This window comes from Sodalinema sp. (assembly GCF_046483825.1).
GTDB lineage: Bacteria > Cyanobacteriota > Cyanobacteriia > Cyanobacteriales > Geitlerinemataceae > Sodalinema.
Genome location: NZ_JAWOCL010000044.1, coordinates 1 through 24,845, shown reverse-complemented (window position 1 = coordinate 24,845; position 24,845 = coordinate 1). Strand labels below are relative to the sequence as shown.

At 50.4% G+C, this 24,845-nt stretch carries 23 protein-coding genes; 3 read left to right on the top strand and 20 right to left on the bottom strand.

Annotated elements, in window-relative coordinates:
- The 10 genes from R6U67_RS02775 to R6U67_RS02730 form a co-directional block, all read right to left on the bottom strand.
- A partial coding sequence (locus R6U67_RS02775; protein ID WP_410251137.1) for a Uma2 family endonuclease occupies positions 1 to 453 on the bottom strand: 453 nt, incomplete at its 3' end.
- A gap of 139 nt (positions 454 to 592) precedes the next feature.
- The gene (locus tag R6U67_RS02770; protein ID WP_410251136.1) at positions 593 to 1,036 is read right to left on the bottom strand and encodes a ferredoxin; all 444 of its coding nucleotides are present in this window, start codon (positions 1,034 to 1,036) and stop codon (positions 593 to 595) included.
- Between the two features lie 2 nt (positions 1,037 to 1,038).
- Positions 1,039 to 1,422 (bottom strand): DUF1257 domain-containing protein, encoded by a 384-nt coding sequence (locus tag R6U67_RS02765; protein ID WP_068787455.1) that lies wholly within the window; start codon positions 1,420 to 1,422, stop codon positions 1,039 to 1,041.
- A 63-nt stretch (positions 1,423 to 1,485) separates the two neighbouring features.
- Positions 1,486 to 1,698, bottom strand: a complete 213-nt coding sequence (locus tag R6U67_RS02760) for a DUF2997 domain-containing protein (RefSeq protein ID WP_410251135.1) — start codon at positions 1,696 to 1,698, stop codon at positions 1,486 to 1,488.
- Between the two features lie 255 nt (positions 1,699 to 1,953).
- A complete protein-coding gene (locus R6U67_RS02755) occupies positions 1,954 to 4,044 on the bottom strand; it encodes a hypothetical protein (protein WP_410251134.1) in 2,091 nt (696 codons plus the stop codon).
- A gap of 144 nt (positions 4,045 to 4,188) precedes the next feature.
- Positions 4,189 to 5,904 (bottom strand): hypothetical protein, encoded by a 1,716-nt coding sequence (locus tag R6U67_RS02750; protein WP_410251133.1) that lies wholly within the window; start codon positions 5,902 to 5,904, stop codon positions 4,189 to 4,191.
- Positions 5,905 to 5,951: 47 nt separating this feature from the next.
- On the bottom strand, positions 5,952 to 6,617 hold the full coding sequence (locus R6U67_RS02745) for a class I SAM-dependent methyltransferase (RefSeq protein ID WP_410251132.1): 666 nt from the start codon (positions 6,615 to 6,617) through the stop codon (positions 5,952 to 5,954).
- Between the two features lie 57 nt (positions 6,618 to 6,674).
- On the bottom strand, positions 6,675 to 7,742 hold the full coding sequence (locus tag R6U67_RS02740; RefSeq protein ID WP_410251131.1) for an NAD-dependent epimerase/dehydratase family protein: 1,068 nt from the start codon (positions 7,740 to 7,742) through the stop codon (positions 6,675 to 6,677).
- A gap of 42 nt (positions 7,743 to 7,784) precedes the next feature.
- The gene (locus R6U67_RS02735) at positions 7,785 to 9,104 is read right to left on the bottom strand and encodes a glycosyltransferase (RefSeq protein WP_410251130.1); all 1,320 of its coding nucleotides are present in this window, start codon (positions 9,102 to 9,104) and stop codon (positions 7,785 to 7,787) included.
- Positions 9,105 to 9,155: 51 nt separating this feature from the next.
- Complete coding sequence (locus R6U67_RS02730) at positions 9,156 to 10,220, bottom strand: NAD-dependent epimerase/dehydratase family protein (protein WP_410251129.1); 1,065 nt, start codon at positions 10,218 to 10,220, stop codon at positions 9,156 to 9,158.
- Between the two features lie 217 nt (positions 10,221 to 10,437).
- On the opposite strand from R6U67_RS02730, the gene R6U67_RS02725 reads away from it, so the two are divergent.
- A complete protein-coding gene (locus tag R6U67_RS02725; RefSeq protein ID WP_087711962.1) occupies positions 10,438 to 11,454 on the top strand; it encodes a saccharopine dehydrogenase-like oxidoreductase in 1,017 nt (338 codons plus the stop codon).
- A 424-nt stretch (positions 11,455 to 11,878) separates the two neighbouring features.
- Entirely contained in the window at positions 11,879 to 13,216 is a 1,338-nt protein-coding gene (locus R6U67_RS02720) for a hypothetical protein (protein ID WP_410251128.1), read from the top strand.
- A gap of 409 nt (positions 13,217 to 13,625) precedes the next feature.
- On the opposite strand, the gene R6U67_RS02715 is transcribed toward R6U67_RS02720, so the two are convergent.
- From R6U67_RS02715 to R6U67_RS02705, 3 genes are all read right to left on the bottom strand, one after another.
- On the bottom strand, positions 13,626 to 14,324 hold the full coding sequence (locus R6U67_RS02715) for a DUF938 domain-containing protein (RefSeq protein WP_410251127.1): 699 nt from the start codon (positions 14,322 to 14,324) through the stop codon (positions 13,626 to 13,628).
- A gap of 139 nt (positions 14,325 to 14,463) precedes the next feature.
- A complete protein-coding gene (locus R6U67_RS02710) occupies positions 14,464 to 15,195 on the bottom strand; it encodes a hypothetical protein (RefSeq protein WP_410251126.1) in 732 nt (243 codons plus the stop codon).
- A 61-nt stretch (positions 15,196 to 15,256) separates the two neighbouring features.
- Positions 15,257 to 16,696: a NupC/NupG family nucleoside CNT transporter gene (locus R6U67_RS02705; RefSeq protein WP_410251125.1), complete on the bottom strand. Its 1,440-nt coding sequence runs from the start codon at positions 16,694 to 16,696 to the stop codon at positions 15,257 to 15,259.
- A 279-nt stretch (positions 16,697 to 16,975) separates the two neighbouring features.
- Between R6U67_RS02705 and hetL the strand changes: the two genes are divergently transcribed.
- On the top strand, positions 16,976 to 17,695 hold the full coding sequence (gene hetL, locus R6U67_RS02700; protein WP_410251124.1) for a heterocyst differentiation pentapeptide repeat protein HetL: 720 nt from the start codon (positions 16,976 to 16,978) through the stop codon (positions 17,693 to 17,695).
- A 253-nt stretch (positions 17,696 to 17,948) separates the two neighbouring features.
- Here the strand turns inward: hetL and R6U67_RS02695 are convergent, their stop codons facing one another.
- The 7 genes from R6U67_RS02695 to R6U67_RS02665 all read right to left on the bottom strand — a co-directional run bounded on the left by R6U67_RS02695 (position 17,949) and on the right by R6U67_RS02665 (position 24,665).
- Positions 17,949 to 18,161 carry a chlorophyll a/b-binding protein gene (locus R6U67_RS02695; protein WP_410251123.1) on the bottom strand — a complete coding sequence of 71 codons (213 nt, stop codon included), beginning with the start codon at positions 18,159 to 18,161 and terminating at the stop codon, positions 17,949 to 17,951.
- A gap of 131 nt (positions 18,162 to 18,292) precedes the next feature.
- On the bottom strand, positions 18,293 to 19,003 hold the full coding sequence (locus R6U67_RS02690; protein ID WP_410251122.1) for a DnaJ domain-containing protein: 711 nt from the start codon (positions 19,001 to 19,003) through the stop codon (positions 18,293 to 18,295).
- Between the two features lie 20 nt (positions 19,004 to 19,023).
- Positions 19,024 to 19,986, bottom strand: coding sequence for a cysteine synthase A (cysK, locus tag R6U67_RS02685; protein ID WP_410251121.1), 963 nt, complete (start codon positions 19,984 to 19,986; stop codon positions 19,024 to 19,026).
- Positions 19,987 to 20,087: 101 nt separating this feature from the next.
- Positions 20,088 to 20,525, bottom strand: coding sequence for an RrF2 family transcriptional regulator (locus R6U67_RS02680; RefSeq protein ID WP_410251120.1), 438 nt, complete (start codon positions 20,523 to 20,525; stop codon positions 20,088 to 20,090).
- A gap of 174 nt (positions 20,526 to 20,699) precedes the next feature.
- A complete protein-coding gene (locus R6U67_RS02675; RefSeq protein WP_410251119.1) occupies positions 20,700 to 21,779 on the bottom strand; it encodes an NAD(P)/FAD-dependent oxidoreductase in 1,080 nt (359 codons plus the stop codon).
- Between the two features lie 21 nt (positions 21,780 to 21,800).
- Entirely contained in the window at positions 21,801 to 23,966 is a 2,166-nt protein-coding gene (locus R6U67_RS02670; RefSeq protein WP_410251118.1) for a Tex family protein, read from the bottom strand.
- Between the two features lie 6 nt (positions 23,967 to 23,972).
- A complete protein-coding gene (locus R6U67_RS02665; RefSeq protein WP_410251117.1) occupies positions 23,973 to 24,665 on the bottom strand; it encodes a pentapeptide repeat-containing protein in 693 nt (230 codons plus the stop codon).
- Positions 24,666 to 24,845: the final 180 nt, after the last annotated feature.

Below are 24,845 nucleotides of genomic sequence, written 5' to 3'. Positions count from 1 at the left end.
GCCTTTTTGAAAGACTTCAACCTGCTGGCGATCGCTCGAAACGAGGACGTATTCTTCGAGACTGGGAATAGTGCGGTAGTCGGCGAATTTTTCGGTGCGATCGAAACGAGCCGTCGAGGGAGAGAGAACTTCGATAATGAGGCGGGGATATTCAATGTATTGGCTTTGGGGCTGACGATCGCGATCATCGCAGGTGACGACAACATCGGGATAGTAGAAAGCGTTGCTAGCTTCAACGCGGGTTTTCATCCCTTCGGCGAAAATGCGACAGCCAGAACTCCGTAGGTGAGTTTTGAGCGCAAAGAATAAGTTGCCAACAATCGTGTGATGTGCCTGTGTCCCGCCTGTCATCGCGAAGACTTCACCATCGCGGTATTCGTGGCGGATGGGGCTGATTTCCTCAGCGGCGAGGTAGTCTTCCGGGGTGATGTAGAGGGGATCGTTGGCGAGCATGGTGGGAGTGGTGAGGGGACTAATCGTAGTTTAGCAACACGAATGCCATAACCCCATTCCCATCACAGCCAGCAAAAAACGGAACCTTCGACCAAGAGTCAAGACTCCTGATGCGAAGGTTCCGTTTCTCGTGACTCGATTACGAGCGTTTTTGACGTTGGCGGCGTTGAGCCGAGACAATCGTACCGCGCGTGACCGGGAATCCAGCCACCGGAATCACTTGATGCTGACGTTCCGCCTCAAGTTCTTTGAGTTCCTCATACTCAAGCCAGTGGATACAGTTCACTGGACAGGTATCAATGGCCTCTTGGATCACCTCTTCTGGCTCGCCATCTTGGTTGATGACCCGCGCTCGTCCGTAATCGGGTTCAATGTAAAACGTATTATGGGCGACATGGGCGCAATGTTTACAGCCAATACAGGTGACCTCATCGACATACACGCCCTTTTCACGCAACGCCCCCCCTAATTCCGGCTCGAACCCAGACCGTTCGGGATGCTCCCGTAGAGAGCCGCCGAGTTCGGGTTCCCAGCCTGAACGGTCGTCAGAGACCTGTTGTTGTGGATTTGGGGCATCGGTCATGGTTAACTCCAGCGTTGCAACACCAAACGGATGGAACCGTCTGTTTGGGTTTGTTGTTCTGAGACTTGGAATCCTTGTTTAGCGGTTTCCTGCATCACCGTCGAGAAGGCATATTGTTGGGTGATTTTGCTTAAAAAGCGTTCAACGGGAATCGGCTGATTCCAGAATTGTAGGTCAGCCACCAGGTCGTACGCCTGTCCGTTCCAGCTAAATCCGATATCGTAGCCATTGTCCTGTTCGACAACGATCGCCGCCGAATGAACCTGGCCGCGATAGCCGCGAACATCCTTGGGACCCGCTTTCCAGTCGAGTTTCAGTTCCGTCAGAGCCTGTTGTAAGGCATCGAGGTCACGGATTTGGGTTTTGATATGGCTAAAGTGAGACATAGCTTGGCGAGGGATTTGCTAAATGTTAGGGACAACAGATGAGACAAATGAACGGGCAAACAGTTACCATTGGCTGTAGGATTGAGCCTGAGCCGCTGTTTTTGCCGAGTTTTCTTGGGTTTGTTGGTAGAACTCAGAGGTTTTCTCTTGGTTGAGAACAATTCCGAGTTTTTCCTCGATCGCAGCCGTGACCTCAGCACAGGAGGCTCCGGAAATACCGGTCACCTGTTCGACCACTCTGCCATCGGGGTAAATCGTGAATTCGAGTGTTTCCATAAGCTCCGGGGAACCACGAGGGGGACGATAGATGCCTTGAGGTCGATAGCCAGAACCTCTCCCAGCAGCGATGTAACACTAGCGGGAGCCTCTGAACTCAGTCGCTCTCGAATAAAATCTTAATAAATTGCTTTGTTACGATCCAAGGCTTTGCGTAACTTAACAATTGTTGAGCTACGCACGTCTACTCTTACTAAGTTTGTCCCAAATTCCCATTTCCGTCAAGGCGATCGCCCAGATAATTGCTAATCTTTCTCAGCTATCCCCCGGTGACGTCCCAGACTCCGGGGCGATCGCCTTGACGACAACATCAATCTGAGGCCGATAGATGAGGCGGTTGCTCGTATCAAAAGTAATAGACTCAACAGCAGCCGGAAGCCTGAGATCCTCAATTCCTTGCCAGAAGGTGAGTGCTTCCTGGGGCGATCGCGGTAAATGACTGAGGATGACACCATTCTCCGAAGTCGTGGGCAGAATGCGATAGCTAGCATCAGTCCCATCCTCATAGGTCACTTGCATGACCACAGGAGCCGCTCTCAACAGGGTTTTGGTAATTTTGCCCAGAAACGACTCCTTAATGGCGATCGAGGCCCGCAGTAAAGTCCCCTCAGTGGCCTCTAAGGTCATCGTGTCATCCCAAGAGAGCGATCGCCGCTCCACCTCCCCAACCTCAAGCCACAACAACGGCGACTCCCGAGGGTCTAACAGCATTAGATTAGGCAGAGATTCCGTTGGCACAAACTCAGGAAACTCCGATGAAAGCTGATAATGGGACAGCACATGAAAGAAGGTGTCCGGTTCCGAGAAAAAGGGATGTCGGCCATCTAAATCAACAAAGTTATACAGAATCGCCTCAGGGGGCTGTTCTGCCAATCCCTCAGCCGTCCAAGTGTCCAGAAATTCCGTGTAGGCGGTGTAGGACTGTAGGGTTCGCCGAGGTTGCCAGTTGAGGTCATTGGCCGGCATTAAGGCAATGTCCCAGGGAATAACATCAACGGTTTTCTCATCTATATTGGTCCTAACGTCATCCCCTAGGGTGAAGGGCAAGAGGGTTTGCTGGTTAGCCGCCTGGACCTCTGCAAATACCTGGGAGAAATCGAAATGAACCACACGATTCAATACGAGTTTGGGTTGGGGAATTAGTGAAAGATTCCAACCAATCTTGGCATGGCCAAACAGTCCAGGAAATTGCCAATAGACGCCAGTCACCACGACCATCAGCAGCATAATAACACCACTCAATCGGCGTGTTGGGTGACGGGGGCGGGGTTGCACCGCTAAACTCAGCAAAAAGGGAGTGACAAAAAAGAACATAAAGACATGGGCATCTTGGCGCACAAATCCATGTTTGAGAACAACCCAGAGGGTGAAAGTTAAGGCTAAAAAGAGGCCGAGGGATTGACGAGTCGCACAGCGATAAAAGAGAGTCAGGAGGATTACCACCAGGGCGATCGCCAGTCCCAATTCCACAGACGGCCCAATCACACTCATGGCACTAGAGTAGCCCGACGATACCTGCAACGATCCTAAGACAAACCTGAGTAGGGAGGGACGCTCTGTCATCAGTACCCTGACCAATAACGTCAAGCCAAAGACCGCTAGACTACTCATCCAGCCTAGACTGGGACGAAAGGCTGACCAACGGCGATTCCCTTTGAGATAGCGTTGCGTCGTCCATCCCCAAAGCACCGCGATCGCCGCCGAGGGAAGCAGCCGCACCAGTCCCAGGCCCACATCCCCATGGAGTCCCACAAACGCTACCGCCATCGCACTGGCTGTCGCCGTCAGCAAGACCACGATCGCCTCCTGAAGTCCCTGGCGACGGGGCTGAGAGCGATATCGCTGATACAGATGACCCAGCCAATACATCAGCAACGCCCCAAAGGTCATGACCCCCGCCGTAAACTTAACCAAAGCGGAAAACCCGGCCCAGCCTCCGAGTAAGACGGCGATCGCCAGGCCCTTGCGATCGCGCAAACTCGGAGACCAGGACAGGACGAGGAGATAGCCTAAAACCAATAAATAGTCTAAAGCAATCAAACTATGGTAAGCACAGAGAATACTAAAGACCCAAAAGACTCGCCCACGGACTGACTGAATTTTCCAGAATTGAATCGCGGCTAACCCCAAAAAGAGGCTATGAATAATCGCCTTGAACCAGGCGACCTGCTGATAGTTTTCGGGTAACAACGACCCCGAGGCTAGATAGCCGAAAGGTCCATAAGTATAAATGACATCCTGCCCAAAACTAAACTCTTTTTGAGGCAGATAACTCAGGGCATACGTCCAAGAATCGACCCCTGGAAAAATAATAAAATGTAACGCAGGAAAACAAAGTAAAAACACATAAAACAATCCAGCTAAAAAAGCGATAGCTGCTATAAATTTTTGGGGCGTAATATGGTGGATTATAGTGTCTAATAAAACATTGCCTTTCATGTTTTCAAGCCTGAAGTCTATAAGATTAAAATTGAATAATTCAAACAATACTTAGCTGTCACGATTCACTTGAATAACGTTGTCCAAGGGAATAAACCTCATATTACCATCATAAATCCAAGCTCGAATTGTGGTGACACCTTCAGGAAATGCCGTTGCCGGGAGTTGGATTTGCCAACGCGCTTGATCATACTCAGGCACATCAAACACCTCAGCCAAATCTGGACTGGCTTGATTGATTAAAGTAGCCGCAAAAAAGCTAGGACGATCATCCTGAGACAATAAAGCAAGCTCAGGAGTCTCCTGACGACCTGGGAAAATTGACCATCCTGATAAAACAACCGTTGACTCAGTGGTTAGGGGAATGACCTCGTCTGGCGGAGGATTGTCAATGAGTCCATGGGACTCGGCCGGAAGTTTTTCAAACTCAGCATAATCCACAAAGTCAAAAAAGCCTAACTGATCGAGTTGCGTATACCAAACAGATTTTACTGGATTTACATCAGGGAAAATCTTATGAATACAACTCGCTGGAGAGGGTTCCATATACTCAATCAAGGCTAAACAATGTTTCCCCAAAATACGATCTTCATACCAAATTTCTCCAGCCTCTAACGCATCAAATGACCGAGAAATGGAAAAAACAGCAAACACAACCGCCATGGCTCCATAGAGAAGCCGCCAAGGCTGTCTTTGACAACAAATGCGGGCAATATGAAGTAAGCCAATTAGCATCAATAGGGTGACGGTTGTGTAGCGAGATGCCAACGCAGCTTCAATTCCTAACACAGTACGTCCGACCGTTGTCATAGCACTAAATCCTAACGGAAAGAGTAAAAACGGTAGCCAAGCCGCTAATTCAGTGCGTCGGTCGGACTGTTTCCAAAAGAGCCAAAGGCTCAAAGTACAGCCGATTAAAAGGACAATGCCAACCCAAATTGCCGGTTGGGGGGTATTAGAAAAAGAGCGGCCCAGAATTGCCAGAAAAAATGGGATGGCTTCTTGAGGATGTTTTAAGACATAGGTTCGATCAGGATTGTCGGCGGGTTCCTGATAGCCGCTGGCATATAAAAGAACAGAGCCAATCAAGAGAAACAACCAGAGAATTTGTTGGAGTCTTGGCCGGCTAGAGGCTTGGCTACGGACCCAAATCAAGGGAAATATGGCAATCCATCCTAATAAACCATGAGCTCCAGAAAAACTCATGAAGAGTGCTAAAATTGCACCTAAAATAAATCCTTTATCAAGCCAGCGATGTTTTGATGGGTACTGTAAGACGGCGATCGCAAACACGAAACAGGTCGTTTTCCAAAACCAAGCGAGTTGAAATCCCCATAACCAGTTTTCATATTGAATCAGAGAAAAGAGTAGAATAACACTAATAATCTCCGCAAAATGTTGCCAGTCATGGCGGCTATCATGGTGGATACCTTGCTGCCGTGAAATCCAGTACAAACCGACGGCGGACAAAATACTTAAACCAACACTAAAATACTGTTGTACTTTAACATTCCAATCTGTTGCAAATGCTAAGGCTGCAATAAAAACGCGAGGAATGAGCATTCGATGCTCATTATGAGGAACCCAAAAATCAGAAAAATTGACTGTTTCTAAGTGAATTTTGTGGAATAACCCCACCAAACCAAATGAGTCCATAAAAGGAACATTAACCCCGAAGCGATGGACAAACGCTAGGGTTGCTAAAACTGGCAAGATATAAAGGATAGTCAACCAACTTAAGACGTTAAATCGCTTCGGGGTCATCATATCAAGAACTCATTAAACGCAGAACGTAGCTTACTTAATCAAACACGCTAATAGCGTGGTTTCGAGGCAACGACTAAAAATTGTTTACCCAAGAATTGCCAAACAAAAGGAAGTGATAAATAGACAGAAACCGTCCAGAGGGGAAGTTGCCGTCCATTTGCCATACTGTAGGGAAGAAATCGGGGAATACAGGTTTTAATCTTAAATCCCTTAAGTTCCAAAATCTCTGATATTGAGGCATCGGTTAAAGGTAAATGATGATCAAAGAAATCCCAGTAGGCTCCCCCCGTATATTTCAAGTTCGGTCCCAAGCAGATAATTTGTCCCCCTGGCTTGACACAACGATAGGCTTCAGACAGGGTTTGACTCAAACTCTCTTTAGACAACAGATGTTCCAAGAAATTACTCGTAAACACCAAATCTAAGGAGTCATCGGCGAGGGGCCAGACTTGAGAACAGTCTTGGTGTAAAAACTGAATTGCCGGCTTAAGATACTCTGCGGTGTCAGGGTTGAGATCCATGGCATACTTGCGGTTGGCCTCAATCTCATTGATAAATTCACCCCAGCCACAACCGAGATCTAGAATATCCTGATTCGTGCTAATTTTAGCTTGAAAGTAGGATTTGACCAAGACACGCCAGACATGACGACGATAGGGAGCAATGTTGATGAATCGGTGTTGATATTCCTGTTGGAGTTCTTCGGCTAACATGAGTGGGTCTCTATCCTAAGGTTCATGGAGGCTTTTAACGAGTATAGTCCCATGAACTTAGAGAAAAATGCCCTTCACTTGCGACTCCTCCCGCACAATCCAATCATACATATCTTGCAGAGTGCGCCGAATGTCTCGTTTAGGACTCCAGTTGAGTTCGGACATCACTTTGCGCGAGTCGGTGATAAAAATGGGGATATCTCCGGGACGGGTTTCGGGAACTGGGGTGATGGCGATCGCCGTCCCCGTAATCTCCTGACAAATCTGCGTCGTCTCCAACAGCGACACCTGATTCTCCACACCGCCACCGACGTTAAACGTTTCCCCCTGAAGCCGATCGAGATTCTGAAGCTGTAAATCCAGTAAATCCAGCAAATCCTCCACATGGAGGAAATCCCGAACCTGTTTCCCGCTTCCCCCGTAGCCGATATATTTTAGGGGTTTCTGGAAATAATGGCGGGCCACCCACAAGGCGAACACCCCCTGATCCACTTTCCCCATTTGCCACGGTCCCGTCAACACCCCGCAGCGATTGACGAGGGTTCGCAGATTATAAGCATCTGCATATTCAGCAATGAGTAGTTCCGAGGCCAGTTTCGTGGTTCCATAGAGCGATCGCGCGCGATCGAGAGGAAAATCCTCCGCAATCCCATAGCGAGACACACCCGCAAACGGCTGATCCTCCTGTAACGCAAAGCGAGTCTCCGTTTCCTCATAGTTGAGTTGACTCAGATAGGAAATGGGATAGACGCGACTGGTGGAGAGAAAGACAAAATCCGCCTGAGTCTGGCGGGCCAACTCCAGACAATTGACGGTTCCCACTAAATTCGTTTGCAAGAGATATCCCGGTGAACCGTATCCCGCTAACACCGAGGGTTCAGCGGAACATTCTAGGATTAAGTCCGGGGTGAGTCGCTGCGGATCGAGATCTTCGGGGTTGCGGATATCACCATGAACAAACTCAATCCCCGCCGCCTTGAGACGGGGAAGATTGAGTTCAGATCCTCGCCGCTTCAGGTTATCTAAGGCGGTAATCTGCCAATCGGGATAGCGTTGTGCTAACCCTAAGGCCAGGGAACTCCCGACAAATCCGGCACCTCCGGTAATTAAAACACGCTCAGTCATGACATTGGGAATAAATAGGAAAGACGGGGAATTAATACCGGTTTAGCGGCGTTGTTTCGAGGAAGACACGGCTTCAGCGGGAGTCACACGCGGCGATCGCAGCGGCGAGGGACGACGATAATCCCCCCGAGACAGCCAGCGTTCGAGGAGAACGTAGAGGACAATAAACAGATAACGACTTCCCATTTCCTTAATTTTTAGCTTCGAGACGCCAGCCTTACGATTTTGCCAACGAATGGGAGTCATCGCATAACTGTATCCTCGCACAATCGATTTGAGGGGAAGTTCAACGGTGAGGTTGAAATGGTGGGAGAGAAGCGGCCGGATTCCCTCAATAACGTCTCGGCGATAGGCTTTGAAGGCGTTGGTGGTGTCGTTGTAGCGTAGGCCAAACAGAACCTGAATAAACAGGTTCGCCAGACGGTTCACCAGGAGTTTGTGACGGGGATAGTCGATGACTTCACCGCCGCGAATAAAGCGGGACCCAAAGACGCAATCATAGCCTTCTTGCAGCAGCTGATAGTAGCACAGGATATCTTCGGGAGCGTCAGATGCGTCGGCCATGACAATCGCCACTGCATCCCCCTTAAACTCATCTAAGCCACAACGCAGTGCAAAGCCAAAACCATTGGGATAGTGGTTGTTGACATAGCGAACTCGGGGATTGGCTTGGCTGAGATCGGCTAACACCGCTTCGGTGCGATCGCGGCTATTGTCGTTGACCACTAAAATCTCGTAGGGAACCCGGTTTTTATCCAGAAGGTTGGCGATGGCGGTTACCGTATCGGCGATCGATCCTTCCTCGTTATAGGCCGGAATCACAATCGAAAACAGAGAGACCGGAGAATAGTCCCCCGACTCACTCTCCTCCCGCGTCTTTTTTACTTCGGGAAAGGCCGCTTCTAACCCTTCAGGGGGGTAAACTTGTCCATCGTCACGATCGCGATCGCGGAACACCAGGCGATCGCTGACAATGTAGTTAATAATCGCACTCACCAACACCCCAACGAGGGTATTGACGCCATAACTCACCCCCAACCAATCGAGAAACGGGAAAATCGCAAACACCCGCAACACCACCGACCCCCCAGCCGAGAGATGATACAGCGGTAATTGTCGCAACAGAACCTCTCGCCATCGCCAGGTTCCGCCACGCCAAACCCAAATCCGGTAAATCACGAAGCTAAACAGCAACGACAACTCAATGGAGATGACGTTGGCCGCGTTCCGCAGGACCGTCGTCTCCCAGCCAGCTACCTCGATGAACAAAAACATCAACAGCAGGTTAAAGGCTGCTGCGACACCGCCGCCAAAGAGAAAGCGAATCGCGCGTTTTTGCCAGAGTTTTTGAAAAAACCTCATCTCATCCCTAATTTATGTGATTACTGTGGTGACAACTCAATCCCAAGGCGATCACGACCAGCGATCGACATTTTGGCTATAAATCTCTTTCAGGATATCCGGGACGCGGTAGGTTAACTCCCACTCAGGATAATGGGACTTAAAGCGACTCAGATTGCCAATCCACCAGATATGATCGCCACTACGATTACTCTCGCGATACTCCCAGTTCAGGGTCTTTTCAGCAATCTCTTCACATTGTGCGATCGCCTCTAGCATCGAGCAGTTACTCTCCCGTCCACCGCCAATGTTATAGGTTTCAGCGACTCTCGGCCGTTGATAGAAGTGATAAAACGCATTCACCAGATCATAGCTATGGATGTTATCACGCACCTGTTTTCCCTTATAGCCATAGATCTTGTAGGGGGTTCCGGTCATCGTGCATTTCATCAAATAGGAGAGAAATCCATGCAGTTCTGTTCCTGAATGACTCGGTCCCGTGAGACATCCACCTCGGAAACAGGCGGTTTTCATGCCAAAGTAGCGGCCATATTCCTGGACCAACACATCCGCCGCCACCTTGGACGCGCCAAATAGGGAATGCTTACAATGATCAATACTCATCGTTTCGTCAATCCCCTGGTAAAAGGGATGACTCTCCTCAATCTCCCAACGGCGATCGCGTTCCACCAGGGGAAGTTGGTTGGGAGTGTCTCCATAGACTTTATTCGTTGAACAGAAGATAAACACCGCCTCGGGACAATGTTGGCGAGTCTGTTCTAACAGATTTAGGGTTCCGTTCGCGTTGACAGTAAAATCCGTAAAGGGATCTCGCGCGGCCCAGTCATGGGAGGGTTGGGCCGCCGTATGGATAATGAGGCGAATCTCCTGGTTATAGGTGGCGAATAGGTCGCTGATGGCTTGGCGATCGCGAATATCGCTATTGTGATGGAGATACCGGTCGCCATAGATCTCTTGCAGGCGATCGCGATTCCACAACGTCGAAGCACCTTCACCAAAAAACGACTCCCGCATATTGTTGTCAATGCCAACCACGGTAAAGCCTTTCTCACAAAAAAAACGAACCGACTCCGAGCCAATTAAGCCAGCCGAGCCTGTCACTAAGACAATAGACATAGGAATCTTCTCACACACACCACACAGGAACCAGGCGAATCCGGTCTATCTCAACTCAGGACATAGACAACAGATCACCCCAAATTGGGGGGATTCTAACATAGATCGTTTGCCAAAACTTGTCCGATGTCCCCCAGCCGAGTCCATCGCACCGTATCGAAACCGACCATCGAGGGAGATAATGGAGAATTAGTCTGTTTTTAACCTTAGATTTGTTATGACTGTGAACCCAACCCCACAACCACACACCTCCCCACTCTCCGTCGGAGTTTTGGGGTTCGGTGGACTCGGACAAGCCGCCTGTCGTCTTCTGTCGCCGAAACAACAGATGCGTTGGGTAGCCGTCGCCGATGGCCAAGGCTACGCCTACAACCAAGAGGGACTCGATGCTGACGCTCTCATTAGCGTAACCCGCGATCGCGGCTCCGTCGGCTATTTAGAGAACCAAGGCATTCTCAGCCAGCAGAGTATTCAGGACCTAATCGCCGCTGCACCTGACGTTGACGGCTATTTCCTGGCCCTTCCCAATCTCCCCAACACCTTTATGGCCTCAGTGGCCCGTCAATTTATCGCCTCTGGCTGGAAAGGGGTATTAGTGGACGCCTTAAAACGCACCAGTGCCGTCGAACAACTCCTCGACTTACAAAATGACCTGCAAGCGGCCGGGATTACCTACATGACTGGCTGTGGTGCCACCCCCGGCTTACTCACCGCCGCCGCCACCCTCGCCGCACAAAGTTACGCCGAAATCCATCACGTCGCCATCACCTTCGGCGTCGGCATTGCCAACTGGGAAGCCTACCGTTCCACCATTCGCGAAGATATTGCCCATATGCCCGGCTATGATGTAGAAACAGCTCGGGCCATGAGTGATGACGAGGTGACAGCACTGTTGGACAAAACCAACGGCATCCTCAAGTTAGAGAATATGGAACACGCCGATGACATTATGTTAGAGTTGGCGGGAATTATCGATCGCGATCGCGTGACCGTCGGCGGCATCGTGGACACCCGCAACGCCAAAAAACCCCTCAGCACTAACGTCCAAGTCACCGGCCGCACCTTCGACGGCAAAATCTCCACCCACACCTTCACCCTCGGCGACGACACCAGCATGGCCGCCAACGTCTGCGGTCCCGCCTTCGGCTACCTCAAAGCCGGTGCAACCCTCCACCGTCGCGGCATCCACGGACTCTTTACCGCCGCCGAAGTCATGCCGCAGTTCGTCCGCTAGAGACAAATTTGGCAAATTTTGAAGTTTTGTGACGAAAAGTCGGTAATCTTTGTTACAATCACCTTGGCTCACTGAGATTCTTTCAGATCCCGCCGGGACAATGAGAGGTTTTCTCATGGTTTATGAGCTAACGTGATTGGTTTTGGTTGGTTTTCACGAGGTCGGCATCATGCCGGCTTTTTTATATCCAGAATGTTGATTTTTAAGTCAATAACTCTCCGTCTCCTTCCCTTGGAACCAACGGTGAAGCGTTATGACTGTGAACCACCTTGGTGACTTGTTAACCTGTAAAATGTAAAATAAAATCTACCTCAGCTTTCTCTTCTCTTATGTAATTTTATTGACTCGGCTTAAGGGATAGACCCGATTGCATTCAAAACCTACAACGTTCAGCATCATTACATCCTTTACTCTGTATTTTACTTTGATGACCGGTAACCCTAAACCAGCTAGATGGCAGCAAATCCGCCTTATTAATCTGGCACTCTTCACCGTTTTATATCTTCTGAGACGGCCAGCCGATGCTCTTTATCCTTCCGTTTGGAATGAAGATGGAGTGTTTAATATCCCCCAAGCCATTGAACATGGCTGGTCAAGTTTACTAATACCCGTCAGCGGCTATCTCATTATTCCTTCTAAAATTATTACCCTCCTCAGCTTATCAGTCTCAGGCTTATTTTATCCTGAAATCGCCTATTTACTCACGATAATCATTACCATCTTAGTGATGGTAATTCTGACATCGAGTCTGATTGAACTACCCAACAAAGAGTATTTGCCGATTATCATCGCCTTACTCCCTTATGACCCTGAGGTTTTTTCAACACCCCTCTACATATTTTGGTGGACATCGTTGTTGCTTCTGGTTCCTTTACTTTCCTCATCAAAAGCCAAAAGCAAAACATCAAAATTTATGATTATAGGCTCGACGACTTTAGGCTGTCTTGGCTCACCAATATCTATCTTACTCATCCCCGCCATGATCATCAAAGCCTATATTACACGAGCCAAGTTAAACTACGTAATTTTAGGTCTATGGTCTGCACTGTCTGCGGTTCAGATGTATTTTTCCCTCAGTCAGGTCGGCGAAAAAATGGATTTTTCTAAGTTTTACATAGCCTTACCTCAATTTGTTGGGACTTATATTACCTACAATAGCTTCTTCTCAAAACCAAACTTTGTATCTTATACATTGAGTCTGGCTTTCCTAATAATTGGTTGCTTTGCCCTCTATAGTCTGTTAATTTTAAGAAAACAGGAATTTTTTAACACCTCCGTTGCTTTCTTGGCGGTTTTAAGTACAATCCTAGCCTCATGGTTAAGGACAAATCTGGAAATTCATCCATTCTTAGCCGGTCCCCGATATTTCTTTTTTCCTTATATTTTCCTGTCTATTTTCCTGATCACAATTTATGCTATTCCTTCACAAAGTATATCTCGCCTAAAACCCCGACTTCTCAAGGGGATGTGCCTTTTGATACTAATTATTTCTTGCACTACAACTTGGATTCAAAATCCCTCAGGTTTCTATAGAACTCATCATCCATTGAATTGGAGAGATGAACTATACAAGTGCCTTTCATCTACTGATAACTATAAATTGAAAGTTCACTTTGATGGAGATAGTTCAGGAACATGGAGACCCGAGTATTCCCGTGAAGAGTGTTTGAAGATTACTCAAAGCGGTATTTTGGCGAACTGGTATGGCTTGGATGACAACTGGCTTCGCAAGTTCAAAGAATCCCCCGACATCGAACTCTAAATGGCTCTAAATCACACCCAAGACCGTTTCATCGGAAAGACTCTACCATGTCCCCTCTTCTCCCTCACCGGAAAAGCCATTCATCGACCTCAGCCAGAACACCCAGACTAGACCCCCCTTGAATCCGTCTGGGAAAATATCGCTGTAGCAGTTGACAATTTTTAAATTAGACACTAGAATGGAGATATAGACAAATAAATACGTTTTAAGCAAAAGAAAAATTTTTTTGACGGCTTAGGGCATTGGGGTCTCGGCGCATTTTTGAGCGGCGTAAGGTCAAACATCTAACCTGCAAACTTTTAACAAATACACTCTAAAACTGTAAAGTAATAAAAAATTAGTTTGCCCCTTACCCCTTGCCTCTTGCCTCTTGCCTCTTGCCCCTTGCCCCTTACCCCTTACCCCTTGCCTATTTCCCAAACACCAACGACCGATTATTCGCCGGCATCTCCAGCATCTCCTGAAATCGCAACCCTCGTTCCTCAGCCGCCGCAATCACCGCCTCTTGATCTCGGATACCCCAACTCGGATCGCGATCGCGCAACATCAAATCAAACCCCTCATTACTCGGCGACGTATGCCGTCCCCCCTCCTTATAGGGGCCATAAAGATAGAGAACTCCCCCCACCGGGAGTAACCGCTGCGCCCCCGCCACCAGCCCCAAACAAGCCTCCCAAGGGGAAATATGAATCATATTGATACAGACCAGCGCCCCAATTGGCTGTTCCTGTAACTGAGGCGGCGGCGTCCGTTCCACCGTCCATTGCGGTTCACGCACATCCAGACACAACGGTTCCAACAAGCGATCGCTCCCCGTATACCGTCGCCAAGACTCAATACTCTCGATCGCCAAGGGATTCGGATCCGAAGGTAACCAAAACCGAGGCGACAACCGGGGAGCCAAAAACGCCCCATGTTCCCCCGTCCCACTGGCCACCTCCAACACCGTACCCTTAGGGGGCAAAACCCGGCTTAGCACCTGCAAAATTGGCTCTCGATTCCGTTGAGTTGCCGTCGCAAACTGGCGGCGATCATTGTGATCCTCAATCATATAGCAGTTAATCGTTAATAATTGACCGTCTTCCCCGAGTCCGAACAGGGCGTCCACAAGCGAACGCCCGTTGTTCCCCCAATTGTCCCAGGATACTCCGAATTGGGAGAAAATCCCCCAGCGGATGCCGATCGCCGGCGAGTCCCCCGTTGTTGGTCCAACTTCGACCAAGATTGACCAGAGCTTGCCTCCCCCCCTAACCATCAAGCTGTAACGTATTCGACAGCAAAGAGAGCACCGGATCAAGTTGCGCCGCGTTCTCCTCAGTCGCTGACACCACCAACATCAACACCTCTGAAGCAACCTGTCGTAAAAACACACGTCCCGAAAGCTCGATCGCTCCGAGAGTTCCCGTCCAATCCACAATCACGACCCCAGTATCAATCACCCTGACCCGACCTAAACGGAAGCCTTCCCCCCGTTCAAGTCGATCAATCGCAATCTGAACCAACTCCTCATCCCCGAGAGGCCGAGGATTAGCCCGTTGTTGAACCTGTACCGTATAGGCTAACTCCCCAGTCGGCGACTCGATCACCACAACCCCAGCATTGATCGAGGTTCGATAACCCTCTAAGACCCCCACCTGAAACTGGCCCGGTTCCTCATAGAGATTTTCACTGAGACTTAAACTCGTCGTCTCCACATCAGCCAGAATCGGTAAGGCCTCCAAGCGAAACTCAGCCGGCTCAGTCGATAAACTCCCATCATCCGTCTCCGCCCGAGGAGACGTCTCAGGGACAGCCGGCGGTTCAGGTAACGGATTCTCTAAACCCTCATCAGCCTGAGTCACCTCCTGAGTGACCCCAGCTTGAGCCATCGCCAAAAAACCCGCTCTCGTCCCCAGGTTCCCAAGCGGCCAATGTCCCATTAGACCAATCAACAGAGCAACGGATAATCCCAAACCGAGAAACCAAGAATAGCCTTTCATGGACATCTTGCAGTGAACAGTAAACAACAAAGACGCGAATCAGAGAAATGAAATCAAGCACTTAAGGAGTCGGGATACCCAGAATTGAATCCGTATTTCCCGTAAAGAAGAGGCCAGCAATGCAGCCAGTCATTAACGTCGCCAAGGTTGCCGCCCATAACGCCTTGAACCCCAAAGCAGAAATATCCGACCGTCGCGAGGGAACCAAAGCCGACAATCCACCCACAAAAATGCCGTAGGAGGCAAAGTGCGTAAAGCCACAAAGAACGTAACTGACAATCAGCAAAGCCCGAGGTGTGAGAACTCCAGATCTCGCTAATTGAGCCAGGGAAATGTAAGGGGGGATATTGGTTTCAAACAGTCGTCGTCCGATAATCACCGAAGATTCCCAAAGAACTTGCCAATTCTCCTCAAAGGCATCCGTAAAGGGAATCGGCAGAGAAATTCCCGTTAGGAATGTTAGCGGTAGGAAGATAGCACCTAACAGGTTTTGGAGAGTAATTACCCCAAAAATATCGCCAAAAACCCCCGGAAGTTGGGTCAGAAAGCTAAAAAACTCGTTCACTAGGGCAACGAGTCCAAGAATGGCAATAATTACGGCCGCAATTCCCACCGCCATCCTGACCCCGTCCAACGCACCGATAATCAGACTATCGACGGGATTGGGTTTTTCTTGATCGGGATCCTCTTCGGCTTCGGGGATATGACCAAAGGTTTCAGGAGTGGTCGTTTCGGGAACCAGCAGTTTCGAGAGGACGAAACAGGCGGGAATCGTCATGATTGACGCAGACACCAAATGCCCCGTAATCGTCGGAAAGGTTGGACGCAGTAGTCCAGCATAGAGGGCCAAGACCGACGAGGCAATTGAGCCAAAGCAACTGGCTAAAATGGCACAGAGTTCACTGCGGCTCATCTTCGGCAAAAACGGTTTGATGGCGATCGCCGACTCAACCCCCACAAAGATATTGGCCGCCCCCGCCAGAGATTCGGCACCACTGATTTTGAGCGTCTTCCGGAAGACTTTGGCAAACACCTTAATAATCGGCTGGATGATATTAAGACGATAGAGTAGACTGACCAGCCCCGAGAAGAAAATGACCTGAGGCAGAGAGCGGAAGGCTAGAATAAACCCTGGATTGAGATTATCCGGACCGAGGCGATCGCCCGGAACGTTAACATACGGATCCCCTAAAGTCCGCACCAACCAGCGTCCAGCTACACCTGGCCCCGGACGACGAGCTGGATCGGGGACAAAGGGGGAACTCTCCCCACCAAAGAGAAATCTGGCCCCCGCTTCGGACGCATCCAGTAACACATTCAACAAGTCGTTAATCCAAACCACGACATCGCTACCGATGCCAAAGACGATGCCACCCACGACCAGTTGTAAGCCGATGCCCCAAGCAATTGTGTTCCAAGACACAATTCGTCGATCTTCCGAACCCAGCCAGGCCACAAAACACAAACCGGCTAGTCCGATCGCAGACAATAGATTTAACATGCTCGTTCACTCCTTTGGCATCACAAGGCTATCCGCTATCCTGCGACGGCTCCCTCCGTTGAGTTTCTTGGCTCGAAATAGCCCAGGACTTCACCAAGACATTACCTTAAAATCGACGCGATCGCATCTCAACCTCATGATAAATTGAGGGAATCGATGAAACCTCGTTGATTCTGGCCCCTATCAGCCCCCAGTCCGCCGCCTCGGCCGTCTCGTAATGCTGGCGATCGCCCCAGGATTCCCTTTAAACTGAATATTCGATTATTACTGAGGTGTAGAATGGACGTTGATGAACTCTTACAACGCTATAACCGAGGCGATCGCCGCTTCGATCAGATTGAACTGCGAGAATGTGAACTCCTGAGCGCTCAACTCAATGAGGCTAGCTTTGATGGCGCTGATTTCCGCCAAGCTCGCTTGGGCCGCAGTTATTTCCAACGCTGTCAGTTTCGCAAAGCGAATCTCAGCGAGGCGATTCTCTGGGGTACGGATTTTACCGATACGGACTTATCGGGCGCGATCTTCCGCGATGCGGATTTGAGCGCCGCGCGTCTGGCTCAAGCCAATCTCGAAGAGAGCAATTTTCTCAAAGCCATGCTCTGTGGGGCGAATTTAAGTCGCGCCAACTTGCAGCGATCGCTGCTCATTTCGGCGGATTTACGCTCAACCTCAGATCAGCGCACCAATCTTGAGGACGCCATTCTGCGTCAGGCGGATTTGAGCTATGCTCAACTGTGCCAAGCTCAACTTCATCATGCCGATCTCCAAGGTGCAATTCTCACTCGCGCCAATTTGGCCACGGAACCGGGAATTGTACCCACTGATTTGAGAGGCGCTGACCTCCAAGGTGCGGATCTCAGTTATGCCGATCTCAGCTATGCAATTCTCCAAAATGCCAATTTAGAGGGGGCGGATCTCACCGGAACTATCCTGGATCATACTGATTTACAAGGCGCAAAACTTCCTGAAGGAGTTACTTTTCCCACTTCTGATCGTTGAGATTTAACTCGATTTGGACAGTTAAACTCTGACAACAGACAGCTATCAAAAGCCATCATAACAAGACATACAGGATTTACAAAAGTCCTATCTGTTCTGACTAAACAGCAGTAAACCTTTCTGGGTATGTTGCTGTTAACTTCAATAAAAAAAGGGGTGTGTTCCCGAGTTAAGGAACGCACCCCTTTTTTACGAGTGATAAATAGCAACAAGTGATGAATAATCGTAACTAATCATCACGTGTTTCCGAAATCTAGAGGTTGGTCAAGAAACCAACCACACCATGACCCGTCGCAAGTTCTAAAACAACGGCACTAATGAAGCCAATCATCGCTAAACGACCGTTGAGTTGTTCGGCATACTTATTGAAGCCAAACTGTTGCTTCTCATCCACATAAATTTTAGGCTCAACGGCAAAGTTATTGATCAAGCCGCCTTCTTCGTTTGTATATCCGCGAGAAGTCATATGATTTAAATCCTAATTGCATTACGTCTATTACGCTCATTGTAACGCAATGTAAAGAAATATTGCAAGTAATTTACAAAAAAACTTAGATCTCCCCAGAGATCTCCCCAGAGATTCCCCCAGAGAGTCTCTCAGATGATCGGTTGAATCCGCTCCAAAGCATCAAGCTGTAACCCCCGTGCAATGCGGAATAGCTCCTGTCCCACATGCAAATGATGATCATCATAATTGAGGCTGAAATACTCCAACTCTTCAATCCCATCAGCCAACTGATTGAGACAGTGATACAGATCAGCCGCGACTCCAGCCAAGACCGAGGGATTCCGTCGAGACTCAAACACCGACTCGGCCCGTTGTAGGAACACCCGACAGGAGCGGATATACTCAACAAAATTCTCCATCAGCTCATCATCAAAGGGATCAGCCGACAACTCATCAAGTTGCTCATCGAGAGCATCGAGAATGCGATCGACATCAAGATTGAGGGGATGATAGACCTGAGTCACCCAACCCTGAATCCGCTCATCAGCCGTCGCCACCGCCTGACGACCCGGCGAGGTGCGAGTCGAACCCGTCTGATGACGGCGGCCCGGCGGAGATCCATCCCTAACCGTCTGCGCACCAACCGATCCCCATTGACGGCGATCATAAGACTGACGCGCCTTACGATCGCCGAGAACTTCATAGGCCACATTAATGCGAACCATCTCCTCACGAGCCTGAGCATCGGGATTGCGATCCGGGTGAAATTCCTTAACCAGACGTCGATAGGCCTGTTTCACCTCGGCTTGTGTCGCCGCGGCATCAACACGAAGAGTTTGGTAGTAATTAGGCTCGCGCATGAGAAGACCGAGGACACCGTTTAAGTCAACACCGCTTCCATCGTTAACTGAGGATCTTGGAACAAGGGGGTACTGAGGTAGCGTTCCCCAAAACTCGGTTGAATGACCACGATGAGTTTACCGTTATTTTCCGGGCGTTGCCCAACCCGAATCGCCGCCGCCAAAGCCGCACCCGAGGAAATCCCCGAGAGTAAGCCTTCCTCAGCCGCTAAACGACGACCATAAGCGATCGCCTCATCATCCGTTACCGTCACCACCTCGTCAATCAGCGAAGTATCCAATACATCAGGCACAAATCCGGCCCCAATTCCCTGAATTTTGTGAGAGCCAGGATTTCCTCCCGAGAGGATGGGACTATTGCAGGGTTCAACGGCGATCGCCTGAAACTGAGGTTTACGGTGTTTTAAGTTCTGAGCAATCCCCGTAATCGTTCCCCCAGTTCCCACACCCGAAATCAAAATATCCACATGGCCATCGGTATCTTGCCAAATTTCCTCAGCCGTCGTTTTGCGGTGAATTTCGGGATTAGCCGGGTTCTGGAACTGCTGCAACATATAAGCATTCTCCGTCGTCTCCACCAGTTCCGAGGCTCGCGAGATCGCACCGCGCATCCCTTGCGCACCGGGAGTCAGCTCTAACTGCGCCCCAAAGGCCCGCAACATAGCCCGACGTTCTAAACTCATCGTATCGGGCATGGTTAAAATCAGTTGATAGCCTCGGGCCGCCGCGACCATCGCTAAGGCAATTCCAGTATTCCCAGAAGTGGGTTCAACCAGAATCGTCTCACCTGGGCGAATTTGCCCCTCTCGCTCAGCCGCATTGATCATATTGACCCCAATACGGTCTTTGACAGAAGCCGCCGGGTTCATCCCTTCGAGTTTCATGACAATTTGGGCAACACAGCCCTCAGCCTCAGGGATACGATTGAGTTGAACCAGGGGAGTGTGACCCACCAGTTCCGTGATATTGTTGGCAATTTTCATGGGGAATGATCCTCTAGCAGTTAACGTGGATTACGGGTTAGGACAGGTTGACGCCACAAAACCCCGACAGTTGACGGCCTAAGCCGCGTCCCCGTCGAAATTTAAATGTAGTACATGATATTGAGTTGCGATCGCGCATCACGCTGTTCTCGCAAGTCTTGAAGCGTATATTTTTTTAACACGCCCTCGGCCGCCTCTTGGGCTTCGGACCAAATGTCTTTAATCACCCCACTCTCGACGGTGGGGGGCGTGTCTTGAGCTGTGGTACCTTGTTCCGTGATGCCCTCGATACATTCGAGGGCATCGAGCAACGTGATATTCCACGGCTCTCGGGCCAGATGATAGCCCCCTTTCGCCCCCCGCTGCGATCGCACCAGTCCCCCTCGCCGCAACGTCGCCAGCAGTTGTTCGAGATAGCGATCGGGAATCCCCTGTTGGGCGGCAATTTGCCGAATTTGTAGGGGTTCTCCTTTACTATGATGCACAGCCAATTCAATTAAGGCCAGTAGGGCGTATTCGCTTTTACAAGAAAGTTCCACAGTCGAAGCGTTAAACCTCAAGAACAGCGTGTTGAGGGGTCGTGTTCCTCAAACGAGTCTATTATACTCCGGTTCTCCACTGGAGTTTGCGGAATAGCAGCCCTCAGCGGGGAGTTCACGGGGAAGCCTCTCGGGATACGAGGGAGACCTGAAAACGGTTTTGGCCGTGACCCCTCAACCTCCCCAGAGTGAGTGAATGGGAGCCAAACTGCGATGATCCAATTGATAATTGACGCTACTGGCCGCAGCGAGGCCCGATCGCAGAGCCGTTTCCACCTGACGAGAACCACACCAATCACCACAACAGACAAGGGGAAACGGAGTCTTGAGAACAACACTATCCTGTGGCCAAACTTGAGCCGGAATCGCATAGCGCCAACGGTGCAAATGCAGATGCTCAGGGGTTTGCAACCAATCCCCCAGACGGGCGGCCCCTTGGCTGAGTAAATGCTCAATCACTGGGGTTAAATCTCTATCATCCAGGTGCGATCGCGCCAACTCGGCACGACTATTGATGACCACCACCGGGCGATCGCTCCCTAGTGAAGATGACTCCCGTTTGCTACTATCAAGTCCCAACCAAGACAGGTCAGGATCATCGGGAAACTCAACCGATTTCCAGGGAATCCGATCAGGAACCCTATCCCCAGAGTATTGGGCCAGCAGCGTTAAACAAGGATCATACGTCACCGATTGTAGCGGATTGATGACATCAGCATCCATCCCCGGCACAGTAGCTAAAACCATCAGCGCTTGTGGAGCCGGAATCGCCAGAATCACCGCCCTCGCCGTCACCTCCAGCGGTGCATCCGAACCCGCCACCACCGCCTCTAAATCCAAGCGCCAGTCGTGGGATTGGGGCGTGATGGCCGCAACCCGGCGACTAAACCAAACGGGTACATCTCGCCCTAACTCCTTCGCAATCTGACTCATCCCCTCAGGCGCAACATAATGAGTTTGCGGAGGATTTTGCTGCAATCCCTCAGCCGTATAGCGGTGACTGGTTGTAATCCAGGGCCTTAGCACCTGACGCTCACGCAGCGATCGCACCAACCCCGATAACAAGCGTCCCTCATCCGTCAAATAGCGCAGGCCGCGATCGCAACGAACACCATTCAGACGATAGGAAGCCAAGCGTCCCCCCAATCCCCGAGACTTCTCCAGCAGCAACAGCGAATACCCCGCCGCCTGCAAGGGTAACGCCGCCGTCAACCCCGCCAATCCAGCACCGACAATCGCAATATCCGTCTTCATGGTGATCGCTAATCCAACCCCTTAAACTTGCTTCATCGACAACCCAATCCGTTTCAACCGCTCATCAACGGTTAGCACCTTCACCTTGATCACATCCCCCACTTTAACCACCTCATTGGGATCACGAACAAAGCGATTCGCCAACTGAGAAATATGCACCAAGCCATCCTGATGCACCCCCACATCCACAAACGCGCCAAAATTGGCGACATTGGTGACGACTCCTTCTAAAATCATCCCCTCTTGTAAATCCGCTAAAGTCTCCACCCCTTCCTTGAAACTCGCATAGGTAAACTCGTCCCGAGGATCTCGTCCCGGTTTCTCCAATTCCCCTAAAATGTCTCGTAGGGTAGGTTCCCCAACCTCGTCACTGACATAAGCCTTTAAGTCCCGCGATCGCATCCCCTGTGCGATCGCCTCCGGGTTCGCCAGAGACTGGCCCAAATCCTGAGCGATCGCCTCAACGACTCCATAGCGTTCAGGATGCACCGCCGTATTATCGAGTGGGTTCTCCCCATCCCGCACCCGCAAAAATCCCGCCGACAACTCAAAGGCTTTCGGCCCCAATTTAGGAACCTTCAACAACTGGCGACGGTTGCGAAACGCTCCCTGTTGATCGCGATAAGCGACGATATTATTGGCCACCGTCTTCGATAACCCTGACACCGAGGTTAACAACGCCGCCGAAGCCGTATTGAGATCCACGCCGACATAGTTAACGCAACTTTCCACAGTTTCCGCCAATTTCTTCTTGAGCAAGGTTTGATTCACATCATGCTGATATTGGCCCACACCAATAGATTTCGGGTCAATTTTCACCAACTCCGCCAGAGGGTCCTGTAACCGTCGTGCAATACTAATCGCGCCGCGAATGGTAACATCCAACTCCGGGAACTCGGCGATCGCCACCTCACTAGCCGAATACACCGACGCACCCGACTCATTCACCAACAAGGCGATCGGCGACATCTCCATCCCTTGCAAAACGTCCCGCACAAACCGCTCCGTCTCACGGCTGGCGGTTCCATTGCCGATCGCAATCAACTCAATCTGATAGGTATCTACCAAATTTCGTAGCGTTTGCGCTGCCTCCTGGCGGCGTTTACCCGACTGATGGGGAAAAATCGTTTCATACGTCAAAAACTTGCCCAAGTCGCTAATAACCGCCACCTTGCAGCCAGTACGGAAGCCAGGATCGAGGCCCAGGGTAGCCTTGCGCCCCGCCGGAGCCGCCAACAGCAAGGCCCGTAAATTGGCCTCAAACGTCTCAATCGAGGCTTCATCCGCCCAATCTCGTTTTTCCCCAATCACCCGATTGGTCATCGAGGGTTGCAACAGACGTTTATAAGCATCGTGAATCAGAGTTTGATAAAACTGACGAAGTGGGCGATCGCCCGTGCGGATGAGACGGGCCTCTAATTGCTCAATAAAGCGATCGTCATCATGGGTGAGTTTAAGATCTAAAATCCCCTCTCGTTCCCCACGCAACAGAGCCAAGAGATTATGGGGGGCAATTTTACGACTCGAAATCTGATACTTGCGATAGGTTTCGTACTTGGTGCTGCCTTCAGGATAGTCTTTCTTAATCCGCGACTCGAAACTCCCCTGTTCCAAGAGAGTTTGACGTAACTGAGCGCGAATTTCCGCATCCTCAGCGATCGCCTCGGCCAGAATATCCGCCGCACCTTGTAGGGCCGCCTCCGCCGTGTCTACCTCCTGCTCGGGGTTGACAAAGTTCGCCGCTTCTGCATCTAAATCAAACCGAGCAGCTTGAGGACGATTATGGGCGGCGATCGCCTCAGCCAAAGGTTCTAAGCCACGTTCACGGGCGATCGTGGCCCGAGTGCGACGTTTGGGGCGATAGGGGAGATAGAGATCTTCGAGATCCGTTTTTTGGTCACAGGCGAGGATTTTTTGGCGTAACTCATCCGTGAGTTTTCCCTGGCCGGCGATGGCCTCTAAAATCGTGGTCTTGCGCTCCTCCAACTCACTCAAATAGCCGTAGCGATCGAACAACTCCCGCAACACCACCTCCGTCATTTCCCCGGTGCGTTCCTTGCGGTAGCGGGCAATAAAGGGAATCGTAGCCCCATCGAGCCAAAGTTCGAGAGCATTGGAGACATGACGAGGCGTTAACGAGAACTCCCGCGCCAGAGTTTGAGCCAGTTGTAGATTCAGCGTTGCCATATCGAGTTATTGATACACCGAGCCATCAGGAAGAATGGCATCCGTTAGTTTAGTCCCTGTCAGTTTCACCAACAAGCGATTACCGCTTCCCACTTTAGCCCCCCGCAAATCCGCATGACTGAGATCCGCGCCACTTAAATCGGCACCAATCAAGTTTGTATCCCGTAGAATCGCATATTTGAGATCCGCTTCAAGTAAATTGGCCCGAAACAGATTCGCCCCCGACAAATCCGCCCCCGTCAAATTGACTCGGTGCATAAACGCATCACTGAGATTAGCATCTACCAAAATCGCTCCCTCCATATTGCGCCCCGACAGGTCTTTTTCACGGAAATTTGCCCCTCGTAAATCCGCGTGACTGAGATCCCGCGAGGGACGACGAGGAGGGCGACTTGAGGTGCGACTTGAGGCCTGACTGGAGGGACGCTGAGGTTTCGGGGGGGCCGGGGAATGCGATCGCCGAGCCGCTTGGGGCCGAGATATCCGACCCTCTCGATGGGCGGCCCGCAAGCGATCGCGGGCTTCGTTGATCGATTTGAGCTTTTCCTGCGCTTTCTCCTGTAGGCGGCGATTATCACCGGGAATGCGATCGGGATGCCAAATAAACACCAGATCCTTATAGGCCTGATTAACCTCTTCGATTGACGCACCCGGTTCCAGTCCGAGTAAGTGATAGTAGCGATCCAAATTTTTCGTCACCGCATTTTTTGAGCAAGGGGACATGAAGCAGGGATAAAATCATTCTAGCGGAGGGTTTAATCCCAATTGGTCGGGTTGACCGGACTCCCCGGCCGGCTTCCCCCCCCTCTCAACGCCTCGATCTGATCCTCTCGTGTCTCCAAACCAACCCGGATTTTGCTTTAAATTCGTTTAGTCTAT

Bases quoted from the DNA above. Each gene is read 5' to 3' on its own strand.
- R6U67_RS02770 (WP_410251136.1), bottom strand. From the start codon at position 1,036: ATGACCGATGCCCCAAATCCACAACAACAGGTCTCTGACGACCGTTCA.
- R6U67_RS02765 (WP_068787455.1), bottom strand. From the start codon at position 1,422: ATGTCTCACTTTAGCCATATCAAAACCCAAATCCGTGACCTCGATGCC.
- R6U67_RS02760 (WP_410251135.1), bottom strand. From the start codon at position 1,698: ATGGAAACACTCGAATTCACGATTTACCCCGATGGCAGAGTGGTCGAA.
- R6U67_RS02750 (WP_410251133.1), bottom strand. From the start codon at position 5,904: ATGATGACCCCGAAGCGATTTAACGTCTTAAGTTGGTTGACTATCCTT.
- R6U67_RS02745 (WP_410251132.1), bottom strand. From the start codon at position 6,617: ATGTTAGCCGAAGAACTCCAACAGGAATATCAACACCGATTCATCAAC.
- R6U67_RS02740 (WP_410251131.1), bottom strand. From the start codon at position 7,742: ATGACTGAGCGTGTTTTAATTACCGGAGGTGCCGGATTTGTCGGGAGT.
- R6U67_RS02735 (WP_410251130.1), bottom strand. From the start codon at position 9,104: ATGAGGTTTTTTCAAAAACTCTGGCAAAAACGCGCGATTCGCTTTCTC.
- R6U67_RS02730 (WP_410251129.1), bottom strand. From the start codon at position 10,220: ATGTCTATTGTCTTAGTGACAGGCTCGGCTGGCTTAATTGGCTCGGAG.
- R6U67_RS02725 (WP_087711962.1), top strand. From the start codon at position 10,438: ATGACTGTGAACCCAACCCCACAACCACACACCTCCCCACTCTCCGTC.
- R6U67_RS02710 (WP_410251126.1), bottom strand. From the start codon at position 15,195: ATGAAAGGCTATTCTTGGTTTCTCGGTTTGGGATTATCCGTTGCTCTG.
- R6U67_RS02705 (WP_410251125.1), bottom strand. From the start codon at position 16,696: ATGTTAAATCTATTGTCTGCGATCGGACTAGCCGGTTTGTGTTTTGTG.
- hetL (WP_410251124.1), top strand. From the start codon at position 16,976: ATGGACGTTGATGAACTCTTACAACGCTATAACCGAGGCGATCGCCGC.
- R6U67_RS02695 (WP_410251123.1), bottom strand. From the start codon at position 18,161: ATGACTTCTCGCGGATATACAAACGAAGAAGGCGGCTTGATCAATAAC.
- R6U67_RS02690 (WP_410251122.1), bottom strand. From the start codon at position 19,003: ATGCGCGAGCCTAATTACTACCAAACTCTTCGTGTTGATGCCGCGGCG.
- cysK (WP_410251121.1), bottom strand. From the start codon at position 19,986: ATGAAAATTGCCAACAATATCACGGAACTGGTGGGTCACACTCCCCTG.
- R6U67_RS02675 (WP_410251119.1), bottom strand. From the start codon at position 21,779: ATGAAGACGGATATTGCGATTGTCGGTGCTGGATTGGCGGGGTTGACG.
- R6U67_RS02670 (WP_410251118.1), bottom strand. From the start codon at position 23,966: ATGGCAACGCTGAATCTACAACTGGCTCAAACTCTGGCGCGGGAGTTC.